This window comes from Glutamicibacter ardleyensis, assembly GCF_014644555.1.
Lineage (GTDB): Bacteria > Actinomycetota > Actinomycetes > Actinomycetales > Micrococcaceae > Glutamicibacter > Glutamicibacter bergerei.
In genome coordinates this window covers 1-24,020 of sequence record NZ_BMKX01000011.1, presented here as the reverse complement: position 1 = coordinate 24,020, position 24,020 = coordinate 1, and the positions used below count along the sequence as shown (strand labels likewise).

Annotated in this window: 27 protein-coding genes and 1 pseudogene; 17 read left to right on the top strand and 11 right to left on the bottom strand. The window is 57.9% G+C overall.

From position 1 onward, the window contains the following. The first annotated feature begins 37 nt into the window (after positions 1 to 37). The 10 genes from IEX04_RS16425 to IEX04_RS16385 all read left to right on the top strand — a co-directional run bounded on the left by IEX04_RS16425 (position 38) and on the right by IEX04_RS16385 (position 8,546). Entirely contained in the window at positions 38 to 511 is a 474-nt protein-coding gene (locus IEX04_RS16425) for a DUF3237 domain-containing protein (RefSeq protein ID WP_229677209.1), read from the top strand. A 75-nt stretch (positions 512 to 586) separates the two neighbouring features. Next, entirely contained in the window at positions 587 to 802 is a 216-nt protein-coding gene (locus tag IEX04_RS16420; RefSeq protein WP_141392895.1) for a hypothetical protein, read from the top strand. 350 nt (positions 803 to 1,152) lie between these two features. Then, positions 1,153 to 1,287 (top strand): hypothetical protein, encoded by a 135-nt coding sequence (locus IEX04_RS19045; RefSeq protein WP_256382685.1) that lies wholly within the window; start codon positions 1,153 to 1,155, stop codon positions 1,285 to 1,287. 158 nt (positions 1,288 to 1,445) lie between these two features. After that, positions 1,446 to 3,722, top strand: coding sequence for a choline BCCT transporter BetT (gene betT / locus IEX04_RS16415; protein ID WP_096255073.1), 2,277 nt, complete (start codon positions 1,446 to 1,448; stop codon positions 3,720 to 3,722). 167 nt (positions 3,723 to 3,889) lie between these two features. Beyond that, complete coding sequence (locus tag IEX04_RS16410; protein WP_188687219.1) at positions 3,890 to 5,101, top strand: thiolase family protein; 1,212 nt, start codon at positions 3,890 to 3,892, stop codon at positions 5,099 to 5,101. A gap of 41 nt (positions 5,102 to 5,142) precedes the next feature. Beyond that, positions 5,143 to 5,814 carry a 3-oxoacid CoA-transferase subunit A gene (locus tag IEX04_RS16405; RefSeq protein WP_188687218.1) on the top strand — a complete coding sequence of 224 codons (672 nt, stop codon included), beginning with the start codon at positions 5,143 to 5,145 and terminating at the stop codon, positions 5,812 to 5,814. Next, positions 5,814 to 6,470, top strand: coding sequence for a 3-oxoacid CoA-transferase subunit B (locus tag IEX04_RS16400; RefSeq protein WP_188687217.1), 657 nt, complete (start codon positions 5,814 to 5,816; stop codon positions 6,468 to 6,470). Before IEX04_RS16405 ends, IEX04_RS16400 begins: the two co-directional genes overlap by 1 nt. A 103-nt stretch (positions 6,471 to 6,573) precedes the next feature. Next, a complete protein-coding gene (locus IEX04_RS16395) occupies positions 6,574 to 7,356 on the top strand; it encodes an IclR family transcriptional regulator domain-containing protein (protein ID WP_096255077.1) in 783 nt (260 codons plus the stop codon). A gap of 178 nt (positions 7,357 to 7,534) precedes the next feature. Then, complete coding sequence (locus tag IEX04_RS16390) at positions 7,535 to 8,185, top strand: alpha/beta hydrolase (RefSeq protein ID WP_188687216.1); 651 nt, start codon at positions 7,535 to 7,537, stop codon at positions 8,183 to 8,185. A gap of 67 nt (positions 8,186 to 8,252) precedes the next feature. After that, positions 8,253 to 8,546, top strand: a complete 294-nt coding sequence (locus tag IEX04_RS16385; RefSeq protein ID WP_188687215.1) for a DUF6966 domain-containing protein — start codon at positions 8,253 to 8,255, stop codon at positions 8,544 to 8,546. A gap of 60 nt (positions 8,547 to 8,606) precedes the next feature. Here the strand turns inward: IEX04_RS16385 and IEX04_RS16380 are convergent, their stop codons facing one another. Continuing rightward, a complete protein-coding gene (locus IEX04_RS16380; RefSeq protein WP_188687214.1) occupies positions 8,607 to 9,707 on the bottom strand; it encodes an ABC transporter permease in 1,101 nt (366 codons plus the stop codon). 78 nt (positions 9,708 to 9,785) lie between these two features. Between IEX04_RS16380 and IEX04_RS16375 the strand changes: the two genes are divergently transcribed. Beyond that, positions 9,786 to 10,217, top strand: coding sequence for a MarR family winged helix-turn-helix transcriptional regulator (locus IEX04_RS16375; protein WP_188687213.1), 432 nt, complete (start codon positions 9,786 to 9,788; stop codon positions 10,215 to 10,217). A gap of 28 nt (positions 10,218 to 10,245) precedes the next feature. On the opposite strand, the gene IEX04_RS16370 is transcribed toward IEX04_RS16375, so the two are convergent. Genes IEX04_RS16370 through IEX04_RS16350 form a run of 5 tightly spaced genes read right to left on the bottom strand, consistent with a single transcriptional unit; the run spans position 10,246 to position 12,920 of the window. Beyond that, positions 10,246 to 10,455 (bottom strand): DUF1653 domain-containing protein, encoded by a 210-nt coding sequence (locus IEX04_RS16370; protein ID WP_096255082.1) that lies wholly within the window; start codon positions 10,453 to 10,455, stop codon positions 10,246 to 10,248. 27 nt (positions 10,456 to 10,482) lie between these two features. Further along, positions 10,483 to 10,986: a MogA/MoaB family molybdenum cofactor biosynthesis protein gene (locus IEX04_RS16365; RefSeq protein WP_229677208.1), complete on the bottom strand. Its 504-nt coding sequence runs from the start codon at positions 10,984 to 10,986 to the stop codon at positions 10,483 to 10,485. After that, positions 10,964 to 11,440 (bottom strand): cyclic pyranopterin monophosphate synthase MoaC, encoded by a 477-nt coding sequence (gene moaC / locus IEX04_RS16360; RefSeq protein ID WP_105677910.1) that lies wholly within the window; start codon positions 11,438 to 11,440, stop codon positions 10,964 to 10,966. The genes IEX04_RS16365 and moaC overlap by 23 nt, the downstream gene beginning before the upstream one ends. Then, positions 11,433 to 12,665, bottom strand: coding sequence for a molybdopterin molybdotransferase MoeA (locus IEX04_RS16355; RefSeq protein WP_188687212.1), 1,233 nt, complete (start codon positions 12,663 to 12,665; stop codon positions 11,433 to 11,435). The genes moaC and IEX04_RS16355 overlap by 8 nt, the downstream gene beginning before the upstream one ends. Before the next feature lie 3 nt (positions 12,666 to 12,668). Continuing rightward, entirely contained in the window at positions 12,669 to 12,920 is a 252-nt protein-coding gene (locus tag IEX04_RS16350) for a MoaD/ThiS family protein (protein WP_188687211.1), read from the bottom strand. 36 nt (positions 12,921 to 12,956) lie between these two features. On the opposite strand from IEX04_RS16350, the gene IEX04_RS16345 reads away from it, so the two are divergent. Next, positions 12,957 to 14,132, top strand: a complete 1,176-nt coding sequence (locus IEX04_RS16345; RefSeq protein ID WP_188687210.1) for a ThiF family adenylyltransferase — start codon at positions 12,957 to 12,959, stop codon at positions 14,130 to 14,132. 2 nt (positions 14,133 to 14,134) lie between these two features. Continuing rightward, positions 14,135 to 14,542 carry a molybdenum cofactor biosynthesis protein MoaE gene (locus IEX04_RS16340; protein ID WP_229677207.1) on the top strand — a complete coding sequence of 136 codons (408 nt, stop codon included), beginning with the start codon at positions 14,135 to 14,137 and terminating at the stop codon, positions 14,540 to 14,542. Positions 14,543 to 14,965: 423 nt separating this feature from the next. On the opposite strand, the gene IEX04_RS16335 is transcribed toward IEX04_RS16340, so the two are convergent. The 5 genes from IEX04_RS16335 to IEX04_RS16315 form a co-directional block, all read right to left on the bottom strand. Then, complete coding sequence (locus IEX04_RS16335; RefSeq protein WP_188687209.1) at positions 14,966 to 16,204, bottom strand: MFS transporter; 1,239 nt, start codon at positions 16,202 to 16,204, stop codon at positions 14,966 to 14,968. Between the two features lie 26 nt (positions 16,205 to 16,230). After that, positions 16,231 to 16,596: an ArsR/SmtB family transcription factor gene (locus IEX04_RS16330; RefSeq protein WP_188687208.1), complete on the bottom strand. Its 366-nt coding sequence runs from the start codon at positions 16,594 to 16,596 to the stop codon at positions 16,231 to 16,233. Between the two features lie 68 nt (positions 16,597 to 16,664). Beyond that, on the bottom strand, positions 16,665 to 18,335 hold the full coding sequence (locus IEX04_RS16325) for a gamma-glutamyltransferase family protein (protein ID WP_188687207.1): 1,671 nt from the start codon (positions 18,333 to 18,335) through the stop codon (positions 16,665 to 16,667). 2 nt (positions 18,336 to 18,337) lie between these two features. After that, a complete protein-coding gene (locus tag IEX04_RS16320; RefSeq protein WP_188687206.1) occupies positions 18,338 to 18,994 on the bottom strand; it encodes a copper resistance CopC family protein in 657 nt (218 codons plus the stop codon). A gap of 8 nt (positions 18,995 to 19,002) precedes the next feature. Then, on the bottom strand, positions 19,003 to 20,109 hold the full coding sequence (locus IEX04_RS16315; protein ID WP_188687205.1) for a DUF418 domain-containing protein: 1,107 nt from the start codon (positions 20,107 to 20,109) through the stop codon (positions 19,003 to 19,005). An 84-nt stretch (positions 20,110 to 20,193) separates the two neighbouring features. Here IEX04_RS16315 and IEX04_RS16310 point away from each other — a divergent pair, with 84 nt between their 5' ends. The 4 genes and pseudogenes from IEX04_RS16310 to IEX04_RS16295 all read left to right on the top strand — a co-directional run bounded on the left by IEX04_RS16310 (position 20,194) and on the right by IEX04_RS16295 (position 23,749). Then, positions 20,194 to 20,550, top strand: coding sequence for an ArsR/SmtB family transcription factor (locus tag IEX04_RS16310; RefSeq protein WP_188687204.1), 357 nt, complete (start codon positions 20,194 to 20,196; stop codon positions 20,548 to 20,550). A gap of 321 nt (positions 20,551 to 20,871) precedes the next feature. Continuing rightward, a complete protein-coding gene (locus tag IEX04_RS16305) occupies positions 20,872 to 21,438 on the top strand; it encodes a recombinase family protein (protein WP_188687203.1) in 567 nt (188 codons plus the stop codon). A gap of 41 nt (positions 21,439 to 21,479) precedes the next feature. Next, positions 21,480 to 22,937 (top strand): annotated as a pseudogene (locus tag IEX04_RS16300) (TnsB C-terminal domain-containing protein). Further along, the gene (locus IEX04_RS16295) at positions 22,937 to 23,749 is read left to right on the top strand and encodes an AAA family ATPase (protein WP_188687202.1); all 813 of its coding nucleotides are present in this window, start codon (positions 22,937 to 22,939) and stop codon (positions 23,747 to 23,749) included. The pseudogene IEX04_RS16300 and the gene IEX04_RS16295 overlap by 1 nt, the downstream one beginning before the upstream one ends. The last annotated feature ends 271 nt before the right edge of the window (positions 23,750 to 24,020 follow it).

Here is a 24,020-nt window from a genome sequence, read left to right as displayed (position 1 = left end):
GCAGTAGGCTGAACCCAAGTAAGCGAAAGGATCAACCGTGGAAATTACTCCCACTCCGCCTAGTCTGGACTTCGTGGCAACCATCGAAGTTGCGGTAAGCGAGACGATCACCATCGGCAACACCGCGCAAGGCGTGCGCCGGGTCGCTCCGATTCGTGGTGGTAGCGTTAGCGGTCCTCAGATGAGGGGACGCGTATTAGATGCCGGGGCAGACTTCCAACGCTATCCAAGCGCAGATCTTGCCCTGCTCGAAGCGAACTACGTGCTTGAGCTCGATGATGGGCACCGAATTTTGGTCGAGAACCGTGCTGTACGCACGGCTGACCCTGCGGACCTTGAGCGCATGATGTCGGGAGAGCACGTGGACCCGTCCCGTGTTTATTTCCGTTGTGTGCCGGCTCTTTCTGCCGATGAATCCGGACCCTATGCATGGCTGAACCGCACGTTATTCCTTGGCACCGGTGAACGCCTTGCCCAGGGGGTCCGGATCGATGTATTTCGCGTGAGGTAGAGCGACGTGGAGCCTTACCTTTGAGTGGGGGAGTATCAAAACACGTCCGTGATGCGCGCGAAGGGGGTGTTCAGTTTGCGAAAAGCAGGGACTGCCTATGACTCGGTCGGTGAGCCCTCGCATAAGTTTGAGGCTGTGTCCTACAAGGAAGCCATCGCGAACTGGAACGAAATCGTCTTCGACAAGGATGGTAATTTCATTGGCTCGATCTGTGGGCTTGCTGTATCGGATGCGGAATTTGATCAGGACACCGGATGGAAGCCACTCAATCTCGCATACAGCGCCCAGTAGCAGGCGAAATATCTGCTTCGCCTCAGAGCATGTTTGACGATCAATATCCACGAACTGGAATGTGGGTAAGCTTCTGAACCGAGATCCGGGTATGACTTGGATCTCGGTTCAATTATTTTCTTTCGTGGTCGGGTCTCGGCGTTCCAGCCACTTCGATGAGAAGGGTTGAGCCGACGAGACCTGTGATTTCGCGGGCCTGACGTTGCCGTTCGGGGAAAGGCAGACCTGCAAGCGGGACGGAGGCTATTGATATTCAACGGCAGCGTTTGCGCCGGAGTGGAGGGTGCGTATCGAACCGAGGAATCGTCCAATAAAAAGCAGGGCAGTTGCTCGTGAAGGGGTGTACTCTCATGTCGGAAGATTTATTCCTTGAACGTTGGAGCACCGTAACCGTTGCGGGCTGGTGTCTCAAACTCCTTGCCGGCGTGGTTATGGGAGAAAAATGGATTTTTCTCGGAACAGTCAAAGCAAGCGATATTTATTGATGGTCGCTGGTGCCTGGCATTGGCACCGCCTACGATAAAAATTGCAGAGACCCAACGGTGTACTGTGCCATCGTGTCCGCATTGTATGACCCAATGCCGCGCTAGTTAGATATGCGGGTCGTTAGCCACAGTGTGGACTCTGACTTTAGGAGGACTGCATGGCTGATCACCACGACGCTTCGGACGAATTCAAAGACGAGCTTCAGCCCACGGTGGAACGCAGCCAATTTGGCGTCAGCAAGAAGCCTAAAAATCCTGTTGTCGAAGAATTTCGAGCCCCGATGACCAGCTCAGAACTGAGCAAAGGGCCTGAAGAACTCACGGAGCAACGCGGCACGAAGGTCAACTGGCGCGTTTTTGTGATTTCGTCATTGCTCATCATTGCATTTTCCGCTTGGGCGATGCTCACCCCGGATCATGCCGCTTCGACGATGGCCACTACCGTTGCATGGATTTCGACTAATCTCGGCTGGTATTACGTCCTAACCGTCACCTTGGTGGTGCTCTTCGTTCTGTGGGTGGCGTTCTCGAAGGAAGGTAGCGTCCGTCTGGGGCCGGACCATTCTCGTCCGCAATACAACTTAGTCACCTGGGTCGCGATGCTTTTTGCTGCCGGTGTGGGTATCGACATGTTGTTCTATTCGGTCACCGGGCCGATTACCCAATTCATTGCTCCGCCTGCGGCTGACCCTGAATCCGCGGCCGCGGCCCAGGACGCGGTGGTCTGGACCATGTTCCATTACGGTGTGGCCGGCTGGTCCATGTACGCGCTATTGGGCATGGCCATGGGCTATTTCGCCTACAGGTGGGGAATGCCGCTATCCATCCGTGCGGCGCTCTACCCTCTGTTGGGGAAACGGGTGCGCGGTGCCACCGGGGATGTTATTGATATCTTTGCGCTGGTCGGGACGGTCTTCGGTGTAGCGACCTCCATGGGTATCGGCGTGGTGCTGCTCAACGTGGGGTTCGCCTCGATTTTCGGGTTTTCCGAAGGGCTGGGCCTGCAGATTGCCTTGGTGGTGGTCGCCGTGGTGATGACGATTGCCGCATGCACCTCGGGGGTTGATAAGGGCATCCGGATTATCTCCGAGTTGAACCTTTGGTCTGCCGCGGCAATGATGCTTTACATATTGGTGACGGGAAAAACTTCGTTCCTGCTGACCGCCTTGGTGGAGAACATTGGCCGTTTTATCTTCACTTTTCCCGAACGAACCTTGCAGACCTTCGCCTATCAGGACGATGGTTCTGAATGGATGGCCAGCTGGACGCTATTCTTCTGGGCCTTCTGGTTGGCGTGGGGTCCCTTCGTGGGCATGTTCCTGGCGCGTATCTCGCGTGGACGCACGTTACGAGAATTCGTGATCGCAGCGATTACCGCGCCGGTGCTCTGTGATTTCCTGATCGTGTCCATTTTCGGCAATAGTGCGTTGAAGGTGGTGATGGACGGCAATAGCGGGTTCGCCCAAGAAGCCATCGACTCTCCAGAACATGGTTGGTACAGTCTTTTGGAAATGTTCCCCGGAGCTCCCTTCTTGATTGGTCTTGCCACGCTCTCCGGCCTGCTTTTTTATCTGACCAGCGCCAACTCGGGCGCGATGGTGATGTCTAACTTCTCTTCAACGATTCCCGACCCGTCACAAGACGGACCCAAATGGCTGCGGATCTTCTGGGCTCTGCTGACCGCGTTGCTTACCGTAGCCATGCTCGTGGCCGGGGGCGTCACCACCATGGAACATGCCACGCTGATCTTTGCGTTGCCGGTGACGATTATTGCCTACTTGGTGATGGCTTCGTTCTCCAAGGTATTGCGCATGGAACGAGCCGAACGTGAGGGCCGGATGAATCGCCGGCGGGCTACTGCCGCGCATGGCGGGGCGGCCCCGGATAAGACTTGGCGTCAGCGTCTGGCGCAGCTGCGTTCTTACCCATCCAATAAGCAGGTCGCACGCTACGTGGACAAGGTAGTTCATCCTGCTTTGGAGGATGTGGCCCAGGAATTCATGAAGCTCGGTTACCACGCCGAGCTGACCACCACCCCTAACGAGCAGACCCAGATCGCCGAGCATGCGCTGGTTGTCTATATTCCGGAACACCGTAATTTCCATTATCAGGTGGCAGCGGTGGAAGCTCCGGTCCCAATGTTTGGCGCGCGTTCGATGTCGCGAGAAATCGACGTGTACTTCAGGCTTGAAGTGTTCACTCAAACCGGAACCGAAGGTTATGACGTGATGGGCTTGGACCGCGAGCAGGTCATCAATGACGTACTTGACCGTTATGAAGCGCACCTGTCGTTCTTGAAGTACTCCACCGAACATGATTCCGCCTCGGTGCTGACCCCGCCAAGGCCGGCGACCGGCGTGGTGCCACGCGTTGATGCTGCCGGGCAACCTCACGGTGCTGAGCCTGAAGACCAGGACAAACCGAAGGTGGATTAATCCACGCAACACCTGGAAACCCGCTCAGTCTGCCGTTGCTCAGCGATGGCTTCCGTAGAAGCTCTTTGCTCAAACCTCTTGAAAACGAAGACAATCAACTGCTAAAGTTCATATCACGAACTTAAGTTCACGATGTGAACAAGATATAGCGATGGAGCAGTGGATACATGCAGCAGGCCTACCTATACGACGCAATTCGAACCCCCTTCGGAAAAATTGGCGGAGCGCTTTCCTCCCACCGCCCCGATGACTTGGCCGCGCACGTGGTGCGCGAGCTCGTGGCACGCGCGCCCAAGCTCGATACCAGCTCCATTGACGAGGCAATCTTCGGTAACGCCAACGGTGCCGGCGAAGAAAACCGTAACGTTGCACGCATGAGTACCTTGCTGGCAGGTTTGCCTACCTCCCTGCCGGGCACCACCATGAATCGCCTGTGCGGTTCATCGCTGGACGCAGCCATCGCAGCCACCCGCCAGATCGCCACCGGCGACGCGGACCTGGTACTGCTTGGCGGAGTCGAATCCATGAGCCGTGCCCCATGGGTACTGCCAAAGACCGAGCGTCCCTTCCCGATGTCCAACCTCGAGCTGGCCAATACGACCTTGGGCTGGCGCCTGGTTAACCCGGCCATGCCCGGTGAGTGGACCGTGTCCTTGGGTGAAGCCACCGAACAGTTGCGCGAAAAGCACAACATCTCCCGTGAAGACCAGGACGCATTCTCGGCCCTGTCCCACCAGCAGGCAGCGGCCGCATGGGACGCCGGTAAGTATGACAACCTCGTCGTTTCGGTTCCACCAGCGAACAAGCGTGGAACCGAGCTGACCCGCGATGAGACCATTCGCGCGGATTCCACCGCAGAATCCCTGTCCAAGCTACGCACGGTGTTCCGCACCGGCGAGAATGCCACGGTCACCGCGGGCAACGCCTCGCCAATGAACGACGGCGCCTCGGCAGCCTTCATCGGGTCCGCCCGCGGCGGCGAGCTACTGGGCGCAGCGCCGTTGGCGCGCATCGTCTCCAACGCTTCTTTTGCCTTGGATCCACAGTTCTTCGGCTTTGCCCCGGTAGAGGCAGCAAATAAGGCATTGGCCAAGGCCGGTCTGAAATGGACCGATATTTCCGTAGTTGAGCTCAACGAAGCCTTTGCCGCGCAGTCCCTTGCCTGCATCCGCGCTTGGGATATCGACCCAACCATCGTCAATGCTTGGGGAGGGGCTATCTCGATCGGCCACCCGCTGGGTGCTTCGGGATTGCGCATCCTCGGTACCGCTGCACGCCGTCTGCAAGAATCCGGTCAGCGCTACGGTGTCGCAGCAATCTGCATCGGTGTTGGCCAGGGGCTGGCAGTAGTCATCGAGAACGAAAACGCTACCAAGTAGTCCAACTGCTTCGGTCCCCAAATCTTTAGAAAGGCAGAAACATGGCACCACGTATAGCCAACTCGGCGGCGGACGCCGTCGCCGAAATCAAGGACGGCTCCACCGTCCTAATCGGTGGCTTCGGCAACGCCGGCCAGCCGATGGAACTGATCGATGCACTCATGGAGTGCGGCGCCAAGGACTTGACGGTTGTGAACAACAATGCCGGGCAGGCTGACGCAGGCCTCGCGTTGTTGATCAAGGAACGCCGGGTGAAGAAGATTATCTGCTCCTTCCCGCGCCAGTCGGACTCGTGGCACTTTGATGAGGCTTACCGCGCCGGTGAAATTGAGCTGGAACTGGTTCCGCAGGGCAACTTGGCCGAGCGTATCCGCGCCGCAGGTGCCGGCATCGGTGGTTTCTTCACCCCGACCGGTTACGGCACGCTGCTGGCCGAAGGCAAGGAAACCCGCGTCATCGACGGCAAGGGCTATGTGCTCGAAACCCCGATCAATGCGGACTTCGCACTGATCAAGGCGCTGAAGGCCGACACCATGGGCAACCTGGTGTACCGCAAGACCGCGCGTAACTTCGGTCCGATCATGGCCACCGCCGCCAAGCAGGCCATTGTGCAGGTGGACGAGGTCGTCCAAGCTGGCGACCTGGATCCGGAGAACGTCATCACCCCGGGCATCTATGTAGATACCGTTGTGGCACTTGGAGGGAACAAATAATGAGCAACTACTCCAACACGCAAGAAAAACTCAGCCGCGACGACATGGCTCAGACGGTTGCCGCGGATATTCCGTCCGGCGCCTTTGTGAACCTGGGCATCGGCCAGCCGACCAACGTGTCCAACTTCCTGACCAGTGAGCAGGGCGTGACCCTGCACACCGAAAACGGGATGTTGGGTATGGGGCCGGTAGCCACCGGGGATGATATCGATGAAGATCTGATCAATGCGGGCAAAATTCCGGTGACTGAGCTTCCCGGAGCTTCCTTCTTCCATCACGCAGATTCCTTCGCGATGATGCGCGGCGGACACTTGGATGTCTGCGTACTTGGAGCCTTCCAAGTTTCCGAAGCTGGCGACCTGGCCAACTGGCACACCGGTGCCGAGGGCGCGATCCCTGCCGTCGGTGGCGCCATGGATCTAGCCATCGGTGCGAAGCAGACCTGGGTGATGATGAGCCTGTTCACCAAGACCGGTGAATCAAAGCTTGTCGAAGCACTGAGCTACCCGGTCACCGGTCTGGGTTGTGTCTCGCGGATCTACACCGAAGTGGCAATTTTTGAATTGCGCGGCGGGAAGGTCTTCGTGCGTTCCTCGCACGGAATCAGCTTCGAAGAACTGCAGTCCAAGCTGCCGGTTGAACTGACCAAAGCCTAAAAACACAGTAGATTAGTGGGGGTGCTTTACCAATATTTTGTGTAAGGCACCCCCACTTTTTCAATACCAGCGGGCCGTGATCACGGCTTGTGCAAGGAGTCCCGTGAGCGAGCAGGCCGCAACTACTACGTCCGTGCAGTCTTTAGCGCGCGGACTTCAGGTGATCAGCAGCTTTGATGCTGAGCACCCGTCAATGACGCTCTCAGAAGTTGCCGTGCTGACCGGGCTGTCGCGCGCCACCGCGCGCCGATTTTTGCTGACCTTGCAAGATCTTGGTTATGTTCGCTCGGACGGCAAGTACTTCGAACTAACCTCCAAGGTCTTGCAACTGGGATACGCCTATCTATCCAGTGCTACCTTGCCGCAGCTGATCGAGCCGGTGTTGGAAGAACTGTCGGCCAAGGTGCATGAATCGGCCTCGGCCTCGGTGCTTGACGGTTCTGACATTGTTTATATTGCCCGCGTCCACACCCGCTCGATAATGCGCGTGGGTATCTCGGTCGGTACCCGCTTCCCGGCGGTGAACACCTCCATGGGCAGGGTGCATTTGGCTTACCAGCCTGCACAGGTGCAACAATCCGTGCTGACCGCAGGCATCCACTCGGTCACCGGATTGGGGATCGATAACCGTGAGGAAATGCTCCAGGAATTGGAAAAGATTCGCACGCAAGGTTTCGCGGTGGTAGATCAAGAACTGGAAATTGGGTTGCGTTCGGTGGCTGTGCCCGTTTTTGGTTCGGAGCACACGGTGCTGGCCGCATTAAACGTGTCCATGAGTGTGCGCCCGAATACGACGGAAACGGCCGAGCAGTCCGCGCAGAAGTTCTTGCCTGAACTATTAAACGCGGCGCAACAGGTGCGTGAAGCCTTGGCGGCAAGCCGCTGAGCGCTACCGTTCACTTTGCCTTTGAGCCAGGTGATCGGTAGACCTTCGGGAAATTGATTGTATCTTCAACTAATTCCTGTATGGTTGTTATATCGAAGATTTTCCGTGGCGACGTGCCTGTGCGATCTTTGCATTTTCCGGGCGCGACCCGGGCATCATTATGAGGAGTTGACCCGCCATGGGCAAAATATTGAGCGACGTGCGATCCGAAAAGTGGAATCGCACCCCGGATTCCGAAGCCGTGTTGATTTTTCTGCATGGTTTCGGCTCCAACGAAAGTGACCTCTGCTCGCTTGAGGCACCGCTAGGTCTGAACTTGCAGTGGGCTTCGCTGCGAGCCCCCGTGGAACTGGGGCAAGGCGGCGCGGCCTGGTTCCAGATCACCACCCCGGGAGTGCCCGATGTGGCCCCGGTCGAAGCCGCTACCGAGGCTATCTGGGCTTGGATCGACGCCAATCTGGATCAGACAACGAAGATCATCCCCATCGGCTTCTCGCAAGGTGGCTTGATGGCAAGCCAGCTGCTGCGAACTCGTCCGGAACGCGTGCTGGCCACTACGATCCTTGGCGGTTTTGTCCTCGGTGGCGAGCAGCCGGCGGACGCTATACTCGCCGAACAGCTTCCGCCCGTATTTTGGGGCCGCGGCACCGAAGACCGCGTGATCGCTCCGATAGCTATCGAGCGCACCACCGAATTCTTGCCTCGGCACTCGACCTTGACGCAGCGGACTTACCCTGGGTTGGCTCACGGTATCAACATGGATGAGCTGAACGACGTGCGCAATCATGTCGCCTCGCGCCTAGGTGCGCTGCAGGGCGACGAGGCCTGAGCCGGTCGCCTCTGTTGGTGAATGGCATTCCCAGCTTCGGCGCCAGTCGCAAGGGTAATCTGGTGCCATGGCTACGCTGAATCAAACGCTGGACGAAGTACGCGAGGCGATCGCAACACTGCACCGCGCAGTGGTGCACGACCGGGATTCGCGGCGCTCCCGCACGGCCGATTGGCTCGATTCACTTTTCGCGGACATCGAAACCCCTGCGCAGCTGCGCGAATCGGCTAACGAAGCCTTGAAGCTTTACCGCGGAGGCATGGGGTCATTTCAGGACGTGGGTACTGCCGTGATGGCCCAGGCCGTAGACGGGCTGCACGCTGCTTTGGGTGCCGCCCGTTCGGCGGCGCTGCGCAACTAACCGCGTAGCTGGCCACCTTGGGGTGAACCGGCTATTGAATATGCACTTGGATGAGTTCAGCTAGACCGCGACGGTCTCTTCGACTTCCTTGATCGTGGCCTTCTCGTTGGCCAAGCGGGTATTGCGCACGCTCCAAGTGTGGGTCAAAATAATCAAGACCGCACCGGGAACGAGCCACAAGATGAGTCGCAAAATATCCATGCCAAGTGCTTGGTCCGGGAAATAGACTAGGGTCTGCACCGCGTGCAACCACCCCGCCCCGTTCCAGAAAGTGTTCAGTGCGCCGTAGAACCCCGGCTGCATTTCTGGTTGAAAAATCCCGCCAGAACTGGTGAAATTCAAGGCGACGAAGCACAGGGTCAGTGCCGGTGTGGTCCAGTGCCGCAAAAGTGGATGCAGGCCTAGGCCTAGCAGGGTGATGCCTGCCGCGTAGACCCATGAAATCAGCCAGATGCCGGCAAAGTGACTGTTGATGATCTGATATACCGGTCCTGCAATTACCACCGCAATCGTGGCTACCACGGCAGCCGCGACGGCAGCCATAAGAAAGCGAATCGGAAGCTTGACCTTGCTCATGAAGCCAGCGAGCGGAACCGCGCTGGCATAACCGCCGATACTGAGCGCCACTAACAAGAAGAATAGCCCCTGTCCGGTGGTGTCTTGTTCCCCGGTAGGAACCACATCTTCGATGTGGAATCGCTGGTTCTGCTCAAAGGCTAGATTCATGAATATCTTCTGGGCAATATTGAGCGAGGTTTCCGACGCCGCGCTGGAGGCAAAGAGCGTTGCCGTGGAATCCTTGGTTTCGTAGGCCGCCACGATTTCTCGCTGTGCGACAAGTTCCTTGGCGGTCTGCGCGTCGGTGACGGTGCGCACGTTCAGGGCTCCGTCGGCCTTGTCCTGGAGGGACTGGGCGAAGACCTTGATCTGTGCGGAGTCGCCAACCACCGCCACCTGAACGTTGTGAGGGGTGGGTGCATGGAATGCGCCCAAGTAGAACAAGCCCATCACCGCGCAGAGAAAGAATGGGATCAGCATGGTCAAGACCAGCTTTCCCCAACCAAGCTTCGCGGGCTTAGCTGCGGGGGACTTCTTCGGTGCGGGCGTGCCTGCGTGCTTGGAGGAAGGAATTTTAGGCGGGGTGGTATCGGTGAGAGTCATCAAAATTAAAGATTACTCTTAATGTTGCATTATGCAACATTGAGATTTGATCTTTGCGCCACGTACTAGACTCGAACTATGGGCAGGGAACAGCGCGAGACCGATATTCAATCCGTCTACCACCACATGCAAATGATCACCCGACGTGCCAATGCGCGTGCCCGGCACCTAGCCGAACCGCTGAGCCTGGTGGAACATTCACTCCTGCGATTTATCGCCGATACTCCCGGAACCAGGGCCACCGATATTGCCGAGGCGTTCGCACTGAACCGCTCGACGGTCTCCCGGCAGGTTGGCACGCTGCTGGACCTAGGCTATGCCGCCTATGACGATGCCGAAGCGGGCCGCGGTCGGGTGCTAGAACTAACGGATTTAGGGCGCAACCGGTTAGCGGAATCTGCCGCCGTGCATCGGGCCGCGGTCAGCGAACGCTTGAAAGACTGGAGTGAAGAGCAGATTTCCTCATTCGCCGCCGCATTAAGCCGTTACAACGTGGCTGATTCGCAGTAGCCACGAGTATGCCTTACCAACGGGTTGACTAAGCGATCCGGGTGAAGCGTGGACCTTTATAGCCATCACGTTCAATCACTTCGTCGAACATCGACAAGGGGCGTGCCCAGAAGCTGTAGTCATCGTAGAGCTTGCGGTAGAAGACCAGTGGCTCTTCGGTTTCGCTATGCCGGCCCACGGCCAGCACCTCATAGCGTTGGCCCTTAAAATGTTGGTAGATACCAGCTTCAACGCTCATCGTTCAGCCTTCCTAGTGCAAAGATCATTAGCGTGGACCGTGGCCGGTGCCGCCGCTGCGCTGAGTCAGCAGGTGCTCCAAAATTGGGTCCAGCACGGCCAACCCGTCCTTCACCCCGCCGGTGGAACCTGGCAAGGTGATCACGAAGCAGTCCCCGGCGAACCCGGCGACCCCGCGGGTAATGATGGACAGCGGTGTTGAGGCTTCGCCGCGGCGGCGAATGGCCTCGATAATTCCGGGCAACTGCACGTCGAGCAACGGAGCCACCATTTCGGGGGACTGGTCATCGGGGGAGACCCCTGTCCCGCCGGTGATGATCACTACTTGGACGCCACGAGCCAGCAACTCATCTACGGCAAAACGCACCGGCTGCCCATCGGCAACTACCTGTGGTTCACCGGTTTCAAAACCATGCTCGGTCAGCCACCCGGCAATCAGTGGCCCGGTCTTATCCGTCGCGGTTCCTGCTGCGGCACCGGTGGAGGCGACAACCACCGCAGCGCTACGGTCAGTCTCCACGAACCCAGTCACCACTCTTTCCACCAGACTTAGCCAACACCTTCACCGAGCGGACCTCAGCTTGCTTGTCCACGGCCTTGACCATGTCATAGAGCGTCAGTGCCGCAACGCTGGCAGCAGTGAGGGCTTCCATCTCCACCCCGGTCACACCCTTGGTGGTCACCTGCGCGGTAACCCGCACGGCCGAATCCTCTGCAGTGAAGTCAATGGAGACCTTGGAGATGGGCAGCGGGTGGCACAGCGGGATCAGCTCCCAGGTGCGCTTGGCGGCCATGATTCCGGCGACCCGCGCGGTGCCCAGTGCTTCGCCCTTGGGCAGGTCTCCGGTCATCAGCATTTTAATGACCTCCGGGCGGGTGACGAAGATAGCTTCGGCGGTAGCCACACGCTTGGTGACAGCCTTGTCGCTGACATCGACCATATGAGCGCTGCCGTCTTCGCGCAGGTGGGTGAGTTTCTCAGACATTCATTCTCCAAATTTCAACGCTTTGCCCGGCGGCCAGCTCGCTGACTCCGACCGGGATGTGCACCAGCGCGTCGGCGCGGGCAAGGTCATGGACCAGATGGGATCCCGGGTCCAGAATGGTGACCTGGCCATCGCGGATCAAGGCTCGGCGCACCTGGTGCTTATGTTCCGGTGAGCTCACTGTTTGCGCCAAGGGGAAGTGCTCCGGTTGCGGTTCAGGCAGTCCATTGAAGACGCGCAGCAACGGGGTGAGAAATAGTTCAACCGAGAGCAACGCGCTGACCGGGTTGCCCGGAAAGCACAGCACTACTGAGTGCTCCAGCGCGGCGAAGCCCTGTGGCCCTCCGGGCTGGATCGCCACATGGTGGAAATTTCCTCCGCGCCCGGCGAGCGCTTGCCGGACCACTTCGTACGCGCCGGCACTGATCCCACCTACGGTGAGGATCAGATCGACGTGTTCTTGCAACTGGTCGATAGCCGCCGCGAACCGGTCTGGGTCATCTGGCAACTGGGCGGTGCGCACTTCCACCCCATAGCGGCGCAGCAGGGCCGCGAGCATCGGGGAGTTCGCATCCGGGATCTGGCCTTCGGCTGGGTTATCGCCGCCCAGTTCGTCGCCGGTGGTGCACAGTGCCACCGTCAGTGTCCGGCGCACCGGGATTTCGCGCAGTCCGCTGGACGCCAGAGCTGCAATCATGGTGGGGGTCAGCCGGGTGCCGGCACTTGCCACCAAAGCTCCGGCTTCCAGATCAACGCCGACCGGTCGGATGAAACGTCCAGGGGCGCTGGGTGCGGTGAACTGTGCGTGGCCGCTGGCAGTGCCCTGGCCCGCACGAACCAGTTGCGGAAAAGTACCGAGGACGCTTTCTTCCACGGGGATGACGGTGTCTGCTCCCTGGGGAATCATCGCCCCGGTCATCACCGGGCTCACGGTGCCATGCTGGAGCGGGATCTGCCGGTCTCCGGCTGCCGCGGTGAAGCCCAAAGGCAGAGTTACCGGGGTGGTGGAGGAAGCCGCAAGCAGGTCGGCGCTGCGTGCGGCATAACCATCCATCTGCGAATTGGTGAAGGCGGGGATGGGCAAGGCGGCAAAAAGATCTTCGCTGGTGACCTTGTCGCAGAGCTCGGCGCTTGCCACCGGTAGTACCTGGGTACCTAAGGAGTTGAATACCGGGCGCAATAGCGCCTCGAGCTCGGTGCGATGGTTTTCTAAGGTGCAGGACATGGATTATCCGCCCGCAAAGGGCGGAAGTACGTCCACGGTCAGCGGCTCATCGGTGCCCAACGCACCGGCGTCGCGCCGGACTACGCCGTTGATCAGGAAGCTTCCGGCACGCAGTACCTGGGCCATCGCCGGGCCGTAGGCTTCACTGAGCTCTGCACGCAATTGGGCTAGGGTTTCTGGTTTGCTCCACAGCTCCTGCTCGGTCCCCGCCGCCGCGGCGGCGGCAGCGAAGTAGCGTATCGTAATCTTCGACATGACTTCATGCTATCGCGCCGGTGCGCGGAGGACACGATGATGAGCGAACTCGACTTTCCAGCCCTTGTTGGCCCCGGGGCTGAACTGAGCGACGAACAGCGGCAACGTGCCGCGCGTCAACTCTCGCTGCCCGGGTTTGATCTCCTCGCCCAGCGCCGGTTGGCAGCGGCCCGGGTACTGGTCATCGGCGCCGGTGGGCTAGGCAGTGCCTGCATCCCGTATCTGGTCGGCGCCGGAGTGGGCACGGTCGGGATAGTTGATGATGACCTAGTTGAGCTATCAAATTTGCACCGCCAGATCACCCACACCACTGCAAATATCGGGGTTGCTAAGACCGCTTCACTGGCCCAGGCAGCCACCGCGTTGGACCCCAATGTGAGAATCATCGAGCACACGCTGCGGTTGGACTCGGACAATGCGCTGGAAATCTTTGCGAATTATGACCTCGTGATCGATGGAAGTGACAACTTCCCGACACGCTATCTCAGCAATGATGCCGCGCAATTATCCGGGATCCCGCTGATCTGGGGATCAATCCTGCAGCACCACGGCCAGGTCTCCGTGGCCTGGCACGAGCACGGCCCGGGCTACCGCGATCTCTTCCCGGTGCCACCAGCCCCGGGGACGGTGCCGGACTGCGCGGTCGGGGGAGTGCTGCCCGGATTATGCGGAACCATCGGTTCACTGCTGGCCACCGAAGCGCTGAAGCTGATTGCCGGAATCGGCGCCCCGCTGGTGGGCAAGGTATTGATCTATGACGCACTGGCCGCCAACACCCGCACCCTTGAATATTCCCGTGACCCGCAAGCCGCAGAAGTGACTGAGCTGATCGACTACGTGCTCTTCTGCTCCGGATCGCTGCCCGAAGTGCAAGGCATCGACGCTGCCGCGCTCGCCGAAGCGCTCGCTGGTGGTGAAGCACCAGTCCTGTTGGATGTTCGCAATGAAGATGAACGCTTCGAACGGCACATTGCCGGTTCGCTGTTCATGCCTTTGCCTGAATTGGAAGCCGCCATTGAAGCTGGCGCGGCACTGGATCAGATTCCCGGGCAGGTCACTGTGTACTGTGCCCGCGGGCCGCGCTCGCAGCGAGCCGCAGCATTCCTGGCCGGACGCGGAATAAATGCAAACTATCTTGAGGGTGGAATTCCTGCCTTGGCGGCCCTGGCCCCGAACCTGCTGGCCGAACCCTCAAACGTTGAAGGAGTCTGACTATGAGCTATGCCCTGATTACCGAAGAACCCATCGACGAGGCTGCGGTACGCACCGCGGTGCAGTCCGATACCGCCGGGGCGGTGGTGCTCTTCCACGGGATCATCCGCAACCACGATGGCGGACAGCCGGTGAACTCGCTGGACTACTCACATCACCCGCAGGCCCAAGAATTCTTGGAGAAAATCATCGCGGAGGAGGAGGAACGCACGGGACTGAAGCTCTCGGCTGTGCACCGTGTGGGTCCGTTGAAAATCGGTGATGCCGCGTTGGTGGCTGCCTCGGCAGCAGCACACCGCAAGGAAGCGTTTGACGCAATCGAGAACCTGGTGGAACGCATCAAGGCCGAGGTCCCGATCTGGAAGAAGCAGCACTTCACCTCCGGCAGCTCCGAATGGGTGGGGCTGTAACCGTTTGGTTCATAGCCCGCGCTTGCTGGGCTATTCGCGTTCGATTCCTTTGTGGTCATTTAACGAAAGTTGCTCTGGCGCGTGCAGGATGGGTCTGCCAGAAGTACGTGAATTAATTACGACTTGAATTTCCACAGAAGTCAGTACCGCGAGATGAGCAACCGTTGGCGAAATGTCTAAGCAATCCTTCATGGCAGCGGGGAACATGGTTGATGCGTGAGGTGTTGGCTAAATGTGTCTCGCAACGGACAGCGGTGTGACTGTTAGTTTCATTTGGCGGTTAATAACAGTGAGAATGACGGTGATAAGTGCGTCCAGTGAAGCTAACAGTCACATCAAGCACTTACGCGAAATGGAACTTTAGCCGTCGTGCTCATGCTGACGGTGCTGCGGCGCTAGGAGATCGGCGTAGCACCTGGATTGTCAAGACGCCTCGTCTGACGCCGTCAGCACAGATGAGGGACGTGGTGTGCGCCAGGAGATGAAGGCAAGTACGGTGCCGACCAGACCGATTCCCACGAGTATCAAGGCAGTACTGGTTAATCCGAGTGCAGCTCCCAGCGTCCCCGCCAAGGGGTAGGTGATCAGGAAGCACGCATGCGACAAGGAGAATTGAGCGGCGAAGATTCCTGGCCGATTTTGCTCTGTGCTGTTGCGGCGAAGCAACCTGGAAGAGGGGGTCAAAATGGTTGCCGTGGCCGCGCCAAGCAGCAACCACAGGGACAGGAGCTGGATCCACTGGCTTGCCCCTTGCCCCCAATGAATTATCGCGGCCGAGCCCAGCAGCAACAGGGGAAGGGAAGCTGCGCCGCAGAGCATGACCCGGCGATCGGGGAATCGATCCAGCAGCGGTGGAACGCTGAGCGCCACGATCATTGACCCGGCCCCGTAGGCACCGAGGAGCAGCGCCACATCTGATTGCGATCGCCCTAGCTCGCCTTTGACCAGGACTACGGTGTTCACGATGACCATTGCGGTGGTCGTGGCCACCACAAGGTTCAACGCCATGAGGCTGCGCAATTCGGGCTGCGCCCAAAAAGCCCTGGTTCCGGCGGTGAGACGGTGGAAGAACCTGGTTTTGGCTGGAGGCTCAACCTCGGGAAAGTGCGTAAGCCCGACGAGCGCTGCGGAGCTGACGAATCCTACGACGGTTCCAAGGAATAAGTTGTGGTAGCTCGTGACCGTCAGCAGGATGGCGGCGAGCATGGGGCTGATGAGTGATTCCATGTCGTAGGCCAGGCGTGAGAGCGACAGGGCGCGGGTATATTCGCGTTCCTCGGGCAGGATGGAGGGGATGATCGCTTGGAATGCTGGGGTGAAGGTGGCTGAAGCTGATTGCAGCACGAAAATCAGCACGTAGATTTGCCAGGCTTCGCTCACGAATGGCAGGCACACCGCGACCAGGGCGCGAACCACGTCGGCACCGATCAGCAGGGGTTTGCGAGGGATGTGGGCGACTAGCGCGCTGATGAGAGGTGCCACTGCGACATAGGCGACCATTTTGATGGTCATGGCCAAGCCGAGGACCACACCGGCATCGCTCCCGGCGACGTCGAAGGCCAGCAGGCCCAGGGCGACGGTAAGCAGCCCGGTGCCGACCAGAGCAATGATCTGGGCGCTGAAAAGTTTTGCATAGGCCGGGTGGCGAAGAACTGCGAGCATGGTTTGAACCTTAGGTGAGGACCGGATTATGCCTGGGCGCGGTGGTGGTGTGACGGGGTGTGTCCGTTGGCTACCGAGTGCTCGGCCTGTTTGACTGCTTCGGCGACAAGATTGACGACGTGTTCATTGGTGAGCCGGTAGAGGACTTTGGTGCCCTCTTGGCGGGTGGAAGCCATCCGGGCCATGCGCAGGCGGGCGAGATGCTGGGAGACTGCCGCGGGTTTCTTTTCCACCAGTTCGGCCAGCGCATTGACGGATAGTTCGTTAGCCTTGCGCAAAGCCAGGATGATCTTAATGCGGGTGGGATCCGAAAGGATGCCGAATACTTCGGCGGAGAGCTCGACGAACTCCGAGGAAGGATCTAAGCCGCATATCTGCTTATATGCATTCATGCGTAGATAATAGCATTAAGGTGCAGGGCAAAGAAGACGGCCCCTAGTTGTCCCTAGGGGCCGCCTGGTTATGGGGTTGGCGCGTCGCGTACGACGTGGCCGCCGTCGCGGCGCGAATCGGTGGCTCCGGTGAGGCTGCGGTCTTCGTAGTTGATTCGCAGGGCTTGAACCGATCCGAAAATGCCATCAACACGTTTTGTTTCGCGGATTTTCCAGTCCTGCTTCTTGGCTGCTTTGAGGATGTCCGCGGATGCGGATCCCTCCACGGCCAAGGCGCCCCCCTGGAGGTGGTAGCGGGGGCCGTCGATTGCTTCTTGGAGCGGAGTTTCGTGGAGCAATGCAGGGATCAGGACCGCCGAGAGGATGTTGGGGATTTGCTGGCCTCCAGGGCTCCCCAAGCCCAGCACGGGGCGGCCTTGCTGATCGAGAACCATGGTGGGGTTGGACCAGGTGACTGATTTTCGCCCTGGTTCAGGCTGGTTCGCGGGTGAATCCACGGTTTTGAAGCGGCTGAGCTGGTTGTTGAGGAAGAATCCTCCGACAACTTCGCTCTTTGTCCCTCCCCAGAAGCTGGTGATCGTGTTGGTCATCGAAACCATCATGCCCTGGGCATCGACCACCGTCAGATGCGTAGTGTTTCCGGGATCGATTGGCCCTGAAGGGGTCTTGGTGTTGGCGGATTCCTCAAAATTTTTGCCAATATCGAGGTTGGCTTGGCGATCGAGTATTTCTTCGGTATCCACGGTCGTGAATCGCTGGTCGCCAAATTGCGTGGTCACCGTTTCATTGGCGTTGCTCCAGGCCCTCATCAATTTCTCAGCGTATGCTCCCGAGGTAGGGGCGTCTTCGGCAATGCCAGCACCTTCGGCTTGCTGCAGCATTTGGATGAGACCTGCTCCTGGCAAGGCCGGTGGCGCGCTGACAACAGTGTATTGGCCAACTTGCCCTTGGACAGGCGTGAATTCTTCCGTGCGATATTTACTAAGTGTTTTGGAGTCCAGGCCTTCAACTTGTGTGAGCTTCTTGGAGATGCTTCCGGTATAGAAGGCGTCCCGGCCCGAGGCAGCTAGTGTTTCGATGGTATCTGCGAGGTCATCTTGGACCAGGAGTTCGCCTTCTTTGAGGACGCGGGTGCCCTTGGAGTTGCGGAATTGCGGGTATTGGGACACTACTTGCGAGCCCACGCCATCATTCATTCGTTCACTGAGGAATTTGGGAATCTTGAATCCTTGACGTGCAATGTCTGCTGCTGGGGTTAGCAACGTTTCCCAGGGCAGCTCTCCATACTTTTGGTGCAAGGTCCACATTCCGTCAACAAATCCCGGGGTCCCGGTCCCGGAAGCCGGAATTTTCCCGTTTTCGGCGACGACTTCGCGGTAGTCGAATGCCGCTGGTTTAGCACCGGGGACAGCGACCAGGCTGACGCCGCCGCCGCCAATGCCTGAAGCATGGGGTTCAAGCACGGAGACCGCGAATGCGGTGGCGACGGCGGCATCGACCGAGTTGCCTCCGGCTTCCAGGACATCAACTCCGATTTCCGCTGCATCGGGATGGCCAGCTGCTACACCTATCTGGCTGAGTGGTGTTTGGGGGGTAGGTACGGGCGATGATCCTTCCAAGCGTTCTTCTGGTACCGCTGAACAACTGCTGATAAGAAGCGCGGTACCTATGAGAGTTGCAAGGACCTTCGAGTTCCGCGCCTTGGGGCGCAGGACGTTGGTGTGTGTTGGCGAGATCATTATTAGCCCCCTGGATTTTGGGTATTGCGGCGCTTGCGAGCCAGGAAAAATGCTGAGAGTGCTACGGCCAGAAGTACCACGATGGTCAGGCCGATGAGCCCGGGGGACCAGAAAGAGTGGTCCTTGGCGGGGGCGGATGCTTCAATGCGCGCAGCGGCGCCCGTTTCTGCAGAAACTTTCGAGCTGGTGGCGCTGGGTTCCGGGGTCGGTGCCGCTGATGAGGCCGACGCGGCTTCTAGCGCGGGGTCATTGACCGTGAAGGTGTAGGGTCCTTCGTTGGCGACCGGGTGCCCGTCCCCCGACAATGCGCGCCAGGAGACGGCATAGGTGCCGTTGGTGGTGATTTCCAGGTCGGCAATCAAGTATTGTTCGTCGACTTTGGTTTCTCCCTTGACTACGGACTGGCCGTTTTCATCGACCACCTCGATCTGGTTGGATGCTGAGATTTCCATTTCCTGGAGCGGCCCGGTGAATTCCAGTTTCATCTGGGCCGGAGCACCCTGCAGCGTTGAGCCTTGTTGAGGTGTCCCCGATACCAGTCCCTCATGGGCGAAGGCCGGGGAGGCTGGGAAAATGGAGGCGGCCACGAGAGCAAGCGCGGCGGACAAGCCAACGAGCAGCCTTGAGTGACGCATAGGGAAGCGCTGGTGCTGTGTCATCTGGTTCCTTATCGGGATGAATCGATGAGCCGGCGAAGGAAAAGAGGGGGCCGCAAGAACCGTTCGAGCGGACCTTGGCCCCGGATTACCACCCACGCGTGGGCACAGACGATGCAGAAGATCGAAATAAGCAGCGCGTAGGCAATGCCTTCAGGAGTTGTGTGCGGATCAGGGCGCACGAAGATCGCGATGAGGATCAAATGGGCGACATACATGGTGAGCGACAGCCGCCCGAGGTTTGCCAAGGCCTCAGCGCGGCGAGACAGCCAAGTTTCGATGAGGAGCAAGAAACCTAAAAGGGCGATGGCTGAACCGATCCCGGACACGAGCCACAGCGGGGCCTGGGAATGATCGTAACTGGCCAAAAGCCGGGCAAACCCGCCATCTGTCGGGTCTATGCCGGTAACTGCGGTCAAAACTCTTGATACCGCGAGGCTTCCCACCGTGAGCACCAGGCCGCCAACCATCATGGTTCGCTGAAGCCGCCTGTTCGAGAGATTCAGTCGGCTAAGCGTCAATCCGGCAAGGATCGGGACGATCCAGATCATGGCTGGGTAGGGGCCGGTGAGGATCATTCCGTCAATCACGTGCAGTGGGTTGGCATCGAGCGTGATGGGAATGCCCTGGAATTCCAGGCCACGGAGCGATAAAACGGTAATCCAGAGCAAGGGCGCTACGAAAGTTAGTGCAGCGGTGAGGATGGCCAGGGTGCGGGTGCGCCATTGTGTGAGTGGAAGAATGCACAGGAAGAGGAGTCCGTACACCGTCAGGATGACGCTGGCCCCGTGATTGATTTGCTGCAGGATCAGTCCTGCAAGGAAGAGCAGTGCTGCACGCCAGATGATGGTCAGGCGGATTTCCTGCTTCGAGCGGTTTTTAGATGAATGGGTGAGAATGCCCAGGCCAAGACCGGCGAGGACCATGAAGAGCAAGGATGCGCGGCCGAAGGGCAGCATGAAGATCTTGCCGATGATGTCATCGGCTTGCTGAGGGCCGACGTTGACGGCGATCATACCGATAATTGCCAGTGCGCGTGCTACGTCGATGGCGATTCGCCGTGGGGGTGGCGAGTTGTCGTTGACGGATAATAGAGGGTATTGAGCTTGCTGATTCACTCAGCATCGAATCCTTCACTTGTGCTTGGGAATGGTTTTGGCGGGTTCATTGAGAAAAGGCACCTTAAATGAAAGTATATGCGTATGCACGCGAACAGTAATGATGGGTTGCACCCGATTGAGCCAGAATTCGTAGAGCTTGCCGCAGAGGTCCTGGGGATTCTCTCGGACCCCACGCGGATTAGGATTCTGGATGCCCTGGAATCCGAGGGGGAACTTCCAGTAGGCGAAATAGCCAAGCTGGTTGGAAAATCCCCTTCAGGCGTATCGCAGCACCTGGCCAGATTGCGGATGGCGCGAATGGTGACGACCAGGCCCGAAGGGACCAAGGTGTTGTATGCCGTCGTTGATGCCCACCCAATGCGCGTGATCCGCGAAGCGGTCCTGCTGGCAGAACACGCAGTTGAAGCAGCTGGCCGCATCCCTAAGCACCACCGCTAATTTGCCAATCGGTAAATGCAGAACGCTGGGCCTGATCGAAATGGTCGACGACCACCTTGCTTGCGTCCAAGCCGGCCATTTTTGAGTTGCCAGGGAACGATGTCGTGATTCGATTAGGTTTGACGGATGACTATTGTTGCAAGCTCTTTTAGAGCAGAGCAAAAACATTCGTTTTTGACACACTGAAAATGCCGAAATCACATCACGCCATTTCAGTTGAAAATTCAAGGGTCAACTTCTCGCATAAGGGTTCAAAACTCAGTTCCATAATCTATGTTTCAGTTCTATCGATGCTTGACGAGTTTTGATACATTTCAAGGCATGGGACATCTTCTTGGATATGCGCGAGTGTCTACTGGTGATCAAGACGCTCGGTTGCAGCACGACGCGCTTACTGCTGCTGGGTGCTATCGGATTTTCACCGATACCGCATCCGGTGCACTTGAGTCTCGCCCCGAACTGGACGCAGTGATAGATCAGCTGCGCCCGGGCGATACCTTGGTGGTGTGGAGGCTCGATCGCTTGGGACGGTCCATCCGGCATCTGATTGACTACCTTGATACTTTGCAGCAACGGGGTATTGAGTTTCGTTCGTTGCAAGAGAACATTGACACCAGCTCATCCGGTGGACGGTTAGTCTTCAACATTTTCGCGTCACTTGCCGAGTTCGAACGGGATCTGATCAGAGAACGCACAAAGGCCGGCCTTCAAGCAGCTCGCGCCCGTGGCAAAGTCGGAGGCCGTCCCGCGTTGCTCACTGCCGATAAGCTGCGCACCGCCCGACAACTCTATGAGCAGCAGGAAATGACCCTAGCGCAAATTGGTGAAGTGCTGGGAGTGAGTCGAAGCACCGTCTATCGTGCTTTGTCGAAAACAACCCAAGACTAAAACCCTCGACCTCAGACCGTGCCAAGGTTCAGAATGTAGCCATGCCTTCGAATGGTGCACGGCCTGAACCAGCGAGTCATCAGGCGCGCGAAGAAACAGCCGCCAACCGATGGGACATCCTTGCCCGGCATATCAACGGTGGGCAAACCCTCGTTGAGTTAGCGGATGAAAGCAGTGTAGGGCTGCGCACCTTGCAGCGATGGAAAAATGCCTATGCCAACGACGGAATCGCTGGGTTACTGCCTGCTGCGCCGGCTGGCCGGGAATCGAGAATCCACCCGCAGCTGGTCGCGTTTATTGAACGTTCAGCGCTACAAACACCAGTACAAAGCATCGCTCAGATCTACCGCGAGTCCAGCATGGCGGCCAAAAAGAATGGATGGCCAGGTATTTCCTATAGCAGTGTTCGTTCAATCGTACAGAACCTCGATCCCTCACTGCGAACACTCGCGCTTCAAGGGCCAGTGGCTTACCGGGATAAATATGAGCTGGTGTGGCGGCACCGGGCCGAGGAACCGAATTCAGTCTGGCAGGCCGATCACACCGAGCTGGATATTCTCATACTTGATGCGAACCAGAAGCCGGCCCGTCCATGGCTGACCGTAATTCTCGATGACTACTCACGAGCAGTATGCGGCTATATGGTGTTTCTCGGTGCACCCTCTGCATTCTTCACGTCACTGGCACTTCGAGACGCTATCTGGCCCAAGAACGAGCAAACCTGGCCAATGTGCGGGATACCCGATCGGCTCTACGTTGATCACGGCACCGATTTCACCAGCTTGCACCTGGCGCAAACGGCTAAGGATTTGCATTTCGAGATTGTTTACTCAGCGGTCGCCAGACCGCAGGGACGAGGAAAAATTGAACGGATCTTCGGAACACTCAATACTGAAATTCTGCCGACGCTGCCAGGGCACATCATCCGCGGTAAACAATCCTCACCACCCAAGCTCACGCTCAATGAACTAGACAGCAAGATCAGGTCTTTCATTACCGATACCTATCACCAACGAACACACCCGGAAACGAAAACGGCTCCTACAATAGCCTGGCTTAATCAAGGCTGGCTCCCACGCCTACCCGAGTCCATTGACGCTCTGAACGTTCTGTTGCTCACCGTGGCCAAACCACGAATGGTGCACCGCGATGGAGTCCACTTTCAAGGACTTCGCTACATTTCCCCCTTATTGGCAGCCTATGTGTGAGAGCAAGTCACCATTCGCTATGACCCCAGGGACATTTCGGAAATCCGAGTGTTTCACCGAGACTCTCTTATTTGTAAAGCGGTCGATCCTGAACATGAATCAAGTACGGTGACGCTCAAAGATATACAAGCCGCACGCAATGCTCGAAAGCGAGAACTAAGGAATCAAATCAACCTCAAACTGTCATTCGGATCCCCGACACAGGTGAACACAGATACGGAACAAGATCCTATGACGAGCGCCGCGCCATCAACTAGGAAGAAGCTGCGCACGTACCAGGAGGGAAGCTGATGGCAAGCTCTAAACTCATCGTGACCAAAGAACACCGTCGCTTTATAGAGTTCGCGGACGCGGTCAGGCGGCAGAAAACTATCGGTATTTGCTTTGGCCAAGCTGGCGTAGGCAAAACAAACTCAGCTCGGGCCTATGCGAGTTGGGACAAGTTGGAGCCGTTCCTTCAAGACTGGGGGCCGCGTACTGACGAGGATGAACGGATGTATGCGATGTGCAATCGGAAACGTGCGGTGTTCTATAACCCGCAAGTCATGACCACAGCGAAGCTGCTCAAATCTGAACTACGAGTCGTATCTACGAGATTAAGCATCTGTGTTGATGAACATTTGATCAATCAGAATAATCGCAGTTCACCGCCCCATGACCGGCCCGGGAACGTCCAGCTGATTATCGTTGACGAGTGTGAACGCCTGAACGCTGTTGCTGTGGAGTATCTGCGGGACTTTCATGACCGTACCCAAGTCGCATTGATTCTTATTGGTATGCCCGGGATGGAAAAGCAGTTCAGCCGGTATCCGCAGCTCTACAGCCGTATTGGGTTTGCCCATGAGTACAAAGCGCTTGGGCAAGAAGAAATAGTCTTTGTCCTGCAACGGTGGTGGACGAAACTTGGGCTGACGCTCAATATGGATGATTTCACTGACGCGCAAGCTGTCGGGGCCATTCTTCGCGTGACCCGAGGCAATTTCCGGTTAATCATCAGGCTCTTCGCTCAAATAGAACGCGTCATGAAGATCAATGAGCTCACGACTATCACAGATGAGGTGGTCGATGCTGCTCGTTCGACGCTCGTCATCGGGTATACCTAGACTCGCCATTCCTTGGTGCAATTAACCGCCAAACGAAACTAACAGTCACAGACAGCGGCGTAACGATTTTACGTAATTGGTTGCAGCACATGGTTACGAGAAAGTCCTAGCTTTGAGTTATCAAGGATTTTAATCTGAAGGAGCGGTGCGCGCCGAGACGTCTTGCAACCCATAGGTTGGAAGACGTCTCACCTCGAACAAGCTGTCGTTATGAACCGTCCCGGAAATCATGCCGCCGTCTTATGTGCGGCAGCGTCGGGAAACGAGCCTG